Annotated in this window: 4 protein-coding genes and 1 pseudogene; 1 reads left to right on the top strand and 4 read right to left on the bottom strand. The window is 36.3% G+C overall.

From position 1 onward, the window contains the following. Positions 1-923 (top strand): alpha/beta hydrolase (locus AB3X49_RS15630; RefSeq protein ID WP_367963181.1); only part of this gene is annotated, 923 nt, incomplete at its 5' end. 88 nt (positions 924-1,011) lie between these two features. Here AB3X49_RS15630 and AB3X49_RS15625 read toward each other — a convergent pair. The 4 genes and pseudogenes from AB3X49_RS15625 to AB3X49_RS23230 all read right to left on the bottom strand — a co-directional run. Next, complete coding sequence (locus AB3X49_RS15625; RefSeq protein ID WP_002127563.1) at positions 1,012-2,466, bottom strand: aromatic-L-amino-acid decarboxylase; 1,455 nt, start codon at positions 2,464-2,466, stop codon at positions 1,012-1,014. Positions 2,467-2,521: 55 nt separating this feature from the next. After that, positions 2,522-4,729: a condensation domain-containing protein gene (locus AB3X49_RS23240; RefSeq protein WP_483298782.1), complete on the bottom strand. Its 2,208-nt coding sequence runs from the start codon at positions 4,727-4,729 to the stop codon at positions 2,522-2,524. A 24-nt stretch (positions 4,730-4,753) separates the two neighbouring features. After that, a complete protein-coding gene (locus AB3X49_RS23235) occupies positions 4,754-5,704 on the bottom strand; it encodes an AMP-binding protein (RefSeq protein WP_483298783.1) in 951 nt (316 codons plus the stop codon). 6 nt (positions 5,705-5,710) lie between these two features. Next, positions 5,711-6,568, bottom strand: a pseudogene (locus AB3X49_RS23230) (condensation domain-containing protein); the annotation flags it as partial. Between the last annotated feature and the right edge of the window lie 3 nt (positions 6,569-6,571).

The raw sequence follows: 6,571 nt of genomic DNA, 5'->3' as shown, positions 1-6,571 counted from the left end.
GGTTAGAGATGTTTCCAAATCTCGATTTACACCCGGAAAACTTGCAATCAATCAGAGAAGGAATAGCTCAAATGAGACCACCTACCGTTGTTGATGAATCCCTTTCGTTAACAGATGAAGTCATTGTTGGACCTGATGATAATCCGTTACCATTAAGAATTTATCGTCCAAAATCAAATAATGAACCTTTACCTGTCTTATTATGGATACATGGTGGTGGTTATATCTTAGGGTCTATAGATGATAACGATGATACTTGTATGAGGTTTGCAAAAGAAGCTGGCTGTGTGGTCGTGTCTGTAGACTACCGCTTAGCACCTGAACACCCTTACCCAGCACCAATTGAGGATTGTTATTCAGCTTTAAAATGGATTGCTGATAATGCGAAGTCATTAAACATTGATTCGAATCGAATTGGGGTTGCAGGAGTAAGCGCTGGAGGTGGACTAACAGCAGCATTATCATTATTAGCCCGAGATCGAAAATATCCTTCAATTTGTTTACAGATGCCACTCTATCCAATGATTGATGACCGAAATAATACACCTTCAGCGAATGAAATTAAAGAAGGATTTGTTTGGAATCAAAAGGCAAATGAAGCTGGTTGGAAAATGTATTTAGGAGAAATGTATGGAACAGATCAAATCCCTGTCTATGCAGCGCCTTCTCGAGCAGAGGATTATAGTGATTTACCATATACTTACACATTTGTTGGTCAATTAGATCCATTCCGCAGTGAAACATTAACCTATGTAAGCAAACTAGCGCAAGCTGGTGTTGATGTCGAGTTTCATTTATATCCAAATGCCTATCACTGGTTTGAAGGGTTAAATCCAAATGCCAATGTATCTATTTACGCTGTAAACGAAATGGTACAAGCAGTAAAGACTGGTTTCAAAAGAGTCTCTAAGGTTGAGGCTTAATCCCTTTACAAGAAAAACACTCGTAAATAGTATAATAGCCGATTCTCATTTAGAATCGGCTATTAATATGTAAAATTCACCTAATATATCAAGGTTGAGAAACAGATATAAGATGTTTAGGCGATGTGTTTATTTCCTCTGCCAACGCCTTAATGCTCATCATGATTTGAAGTATTTCTTCTAATGTTGTCCTCGGGTTGATAGAGCAAAGTCGAATTACTACTTTTTCTTTTAATTTAGTCGTACTTAGCATAGCAAATCCTCTTTGATTAATTTCTTCCACCAGTTTTTTGTTTATTTCATGAATTGTTTCTGTAGACGTTCGCTTACAAGGAATATAACGAAAAGTAACAATTCCTAATTGGGCAGGTGTTACTACTTCCCAATCTTTTTCTTTCCTTAAAAACTCTTCAACTTGTTCAGCCAACATAATGCCATGATCTATTGCCTCACGAAAAGCTGTGACTCCAAATGCTTTAAAAGAAAGCCATACCTTTAATGCCCTAAATCTACGAGAAAGTTCAATTCCACGCTCCCCAAAATTCACTTTTTCTTCTATATTAGTTTCCGTATCCTTAATATACTCTGGGATCATACGGAACGTTTTACTTAAATATTGGCTATTGCGAATGAGTACACAACCAACATCATAAGGCTGAAAAAGCCATTTATGCGGGTCTAACGTCAAAGAATCAGCACGATGAATTCCTCTTAACACCTCCCTTCCTTTTTCACTGAGAATTGCTGCAGCCCCATAAGCACCATCCGCGTGTAGCCATACATCTTCATCACCACATAGATCAGCCAATTCATCGAGGGAGTCCACCGCTCCGCAATTCGTTGTCCCTGCATTAGCAATAACACAAAATGGTTTTTTCCCTTTTAATCGATCTTCTTTTATTTGCTTTCTTAAAGTACTAACTGAAATTCTTAAATCTTCATCTGTTTCAATTCGGCAAATTTGATGATGTTTAAAACCTAATACTTTAAGTGCTCGATCTACAGAAAAATGAGTTTGGTTAGAAAAATACACAACCGCATTTTCTATGTCATTATTCAGCTTGACCTGTCTCGCTACAGTAAGTGCAGTCAAATTAGCCATGGAACCGCCACTGACAAATAGCCCTTCAGCTGAATCAGGGAATCCTAGCATTGATTTTAACCAGTTGATTGTCGTTAATTCAATTTGTTCAGCACCTGCACCTACTATCCAAGCTGTAGGAAATACATTAAACCCACTTGCTAAAAAATCTGCTATTACACCAACATAATTATTAGGACCTGGCACAAAAGCCATAAAATGAGGATGATCCACATGAGTAATTTGATTAAACACATTGTTATTAAGAAAATGAAGTAACTCTTTTGGATTGGATCCGTTTTCTGGAATCGTTTCAATTAGCTTGTCTCTAAAAATATTACTATCAATCGTTTCCGAAACTGGTTTACTTTTTAAATGATTCATATGATCAACAATCAAGTCCACCGCTTGATATCCTAACTGACGCATCTCTTCGGCTGATAACTGCAAGTTTTTTGTCATTTGGTTTACTCCTATTCTATTTAAAAAGGCGAGTTCTTGCTCGCCTTTTCATTTTTTATAATTTGTAATCACCGATTGCCTGTATTGGATTTTGAAGAATCATGTTGATTAACTGATGGATGTGATTCAATATTTCCTGTATTTTCTCCGCTTCATATACGGTTTGATCATATCCAAACTTTATTGTAAGTTTCTCTTCAGGGAAGCACATAATTCCATACTTTACATGAGGCTCATCAACAACTTCGTAATCTGTGATGGCAAAATTTCTGTTTTCATTTGAAGAAAAGATAGCTGAGTTAGTCGGATAGTTTTCAAAAACCCAAAGATGGTCAGTCAACTCAGTTTTTAATTCACTTTGTTTTTGTATATCAACAAATGAATAGTATGCATACTCATTACATTTCAATGTTTCTAGTTGTACTTTTTGCAGGAAGTCCACAAAAGATTGCGTTTCTGTCCATGCTAGTCGGATAGGCAAAATATTTGTGAACAGACCGAACATATTTTCAATCCCTTCTACTTCGGGAGGTCTGACTGATACTAGATTAGGTAATACTACTTCTCTCATTCCGTTGTATTTGCCAAGCAATATTCCCCATACAGCTAGTAATGCCGAATTCATAGTTATATTGTTTTTAGTTACAAATGTCTGTAACTGATTAGTCAAATCCTTATCTAATGTTAAATCCATAAATGTGAAATTTAACCCTTCACTTTGAGTTGGTACTTTCTTTTTAGGAATACTAATTTTCCGATTGTATCCTGATAAATAATCCCGCCAAAAATGACGTGCTTTCTCATGATCTCGTGCTACAGTCCAATCTATGAATGTCTCAAAAGGTTTCACTATAGGTAACTCTGCCGTAGTTCCCGCATTTATTGTTTCATAGAGCTGGAATAATTCGTCTATCAAAATGCTGACGCTCCAACCATCACATAATAGATGATGGGAACTCCAAACCACCTTATGCTCGTTATTTTCTAGTTGGAATATACAAAGACGGGTCATGAGTTCATCATTTTTGAATCCTTGACTTAAATTTTCATTCATCCACTGGTCTAGGAATTCTTGCTGTTCTTGTTTCGTCATCTCAATCAAGTTTTTTATCTCTGAAATCATTTGAACATCATGTAGAACAGCTTGCCAAGGTTGTGCTTGTTCATCTTGCACAATTATCGTTCTTAAAGAATCATGACGATCAACTAATTGTTGGAAACACTGAATAAAGAGATTAATATCCAGCTCCCCCTCAAGTGCCCAAATTGTTTGTTCGAAATATGCATTTGTATCAGGTTCAGTCGCAGCATGTTCATAAATAACTTCCTGGAAAGGTGCCAATGGGTAAATACGTTCTATTTTTATTTCTGGCATTTTTTCTTGTATTTTGATAAGTGTATGTTGATTAAGTTGTTTATCTTTAACATTTAGTACTGTAACTTTATTATCGTTCATTTTGTTTACATCACTTGTTTGCGAATTTGGAAGATGATCAAGCTTTTTAACAAATTGAACCATGTCTCCTAATATAGGAAATGAAAATAAATTTTTTGGCTCCAGCTCAAATCCTTGTCTATACAGTCTGACGGAAACTTGAATCGCTTTTATCGAATCTCCACCTAAGGCAAAGAAATGATCATTTACTCCAATCCGATTTACTTTGAGTACTTCTTGCCAAACACTAGTTAATATTTTTTCCATTTCCGTTTTTGGAGCAATAAATACTTCATTTGTTTGTTTCTCCGGAGTAGGGAGCGCTTTTCTATCTAATTTCCCGTTTGGAGTCAAGGGCAATTGTTCCAAATAAACAAAATAAGAAGGAATCATGTAACCTGGCAAGTGATCTCGCAAATGCTTTCGAAGTTTTGTTGTGCTAATATTTTTCTCAGTTACCACATATGCGACTAAAAATTTTATACCATACTCATCTGTCTGATCAATCACTACTGCATGTTCGACTTGTTTGTAAGTGAGAAGACAATGGGCGATTTCTTCTAACTCTACTCGATATCCTTGAATTTTGACTTGATAATCTTGGCGGCCTAAAAATTCAATATATCCCTCAGGATGCATTTTTCCACAGTCTCCTGTCTTGTAAATAAGACCAAAATCAGGATGTGATACAAATGCTTCATTTGTTTTCTGTTCATCATTTAAATATCCTTTAGCAAGGCCCACTCCCCCGATATATAAATCTCCAATTACACCAACAGGGCACATTTTCTTTTCATAGTTCAACACATAATACGTTTGGTTTGCCAAAGGAATCCCGTATGGAATACTTTTTCAATTCGATTCCACCTGTTTGACCGGATAATAAATTGACCAAATCGATGCTTCTGTTGCTCCTCCGAGTGAAACTACTTCCGCAATCGGAAAATGTCGTTTTATTTTTTCTGGTAAAGAAAGTGGAATCCAATCTCCACTATGTAAAACTAAACGCAAGGAAGAATGTTCAAAATGAGAACCTACTTGATCTAATGCCAAATCCATAATTGCAGGTACTGTATTCCAAATTGTAATTCCTCTACGTTCGACAGTACGGATTAATTCTTGCATGTCTCTTGGGTCACGAATCATTACCAACATTGCACCTGTGCTTAACGTTCCGAAAATATCGTATACAGATAAGTCAAAACACATAGAAGAAATACCAATAATACGATCATCTTCATTTACCTGATATTTTTGATTAATATCTTGAATGGTATTTGCAACCGCTTGGTGAGTAATAATTACTCCTTTCGGTTTTCCTGTACTTCCTGAAGTGTAGATAATATAGGCAAGATCTTCCGGACCAGCAATAGCAGGCATATCTTCTGTTGTGTATAATGACAAGCGGTTTTCTGCATAAAGACTAGGTTCTAATAAAAGTTTGCATGAGCTATTTTCTAAAATATATGTTTGGCGATCTGAAGGATGGTCGGGATCAATCGGAACATAAGCGGCACCTGCTTTTAAAATACCTATCATATTAACAATTGTGTCAACTCGTCTTTGTGCTAAAAGACCAACCTTGTCACCTAGACCAATTCCTTGTTCTTTTAAAAAGTGCGCAACTTGATTGGAGCGCTTATGAAGCTCCGAGTATGTTAAGTAGTCTTGTTCAAAAACTACTGCTACTTCATCCGGTGTACGTTTTACTTGGTCTGTAAATAATTGATTTAAAGTAGTCGACGGTATTTTTTCTGTTGTCTCATTGTATTGCTCAATTAAAGCATGGTCTAACTCTTTCATCTGCAAAGATGTTACGTCACTTTGTTTCACTAATTGTTCCAATAAGTCAACAAATTGGTGAAACATCGCTTCTATCACATCAACATCAAACAATTCTTCAACATAGTTCCAGCTAATTAATAACTCTCCATTTTTTTCAATTACCACATTATCCAAATGCACTTGTGGAGTCCGAGCATGAATATGGCGAAGTGAACCAAGTTGTTCCCAAGCAAAAGCCCCCGCACCTGCTAGCATCGAGGTGAAAACAATTGGCATAACTGCTTTTGGCGTCATTTGATGATATCGAGTAAAATCTCGAATGAAATTAACTCCATCGTAATGGCGATGTTCGAGACCATCTAATAAAGTAGATTGCGTTTCTTTTACTCTAGTAAAGAAAGATTGATCTGGATTCACATCAACATCCAACAAGATGAGTGAAGTGAAATCTCCCACAATTTGCTCTACTTCTTCATGAACAGGATAACGGTTAAATACAGTCAAATTAATTGCCAATCGACGTTGATTACTCCAATATGCCAATACATCACCATATATTGTACAAAGCAGAGCCGAAGGAGTTACTTCTTTCTCTTGTGCTAACTTTCGTAGCTTTGTCCATATTTCATTGTCCAGGATCTTATTAAGTGATTGGAACTTAGGCGTAGCAATCTCTGCCGGATCCTTTTTTAACAGCAAAGAAGGCGCAAACGGAAAGTCAGGAAGCTTACTTGTCCAATAATCTTTTGCTGTTTTATATTCTGTACTTTGTTCCAGTTCATCATAGATAAACATGTAATCTTGAAAATCAAAAGATAGAGGTTCTAACCTTTGCTCTGGTTTATAATAATAATGAAACAAATCCTGTCCAACGATGTTCATGCT

It is taken from the genome of Bacillus sp. C30 (assembly GCF_040838255.1).
GTDB lineage: Bacteria > Bacillota > Bacilli > Bacillales > Bacillaceae_G > Bacillus_A > Bacillus_A mycoides.
The sequence above is the reverse complement of the archived record's forward strand: the minus strand, read 5'-3'. Positions and strand labels throughout refer to the sequence as shown.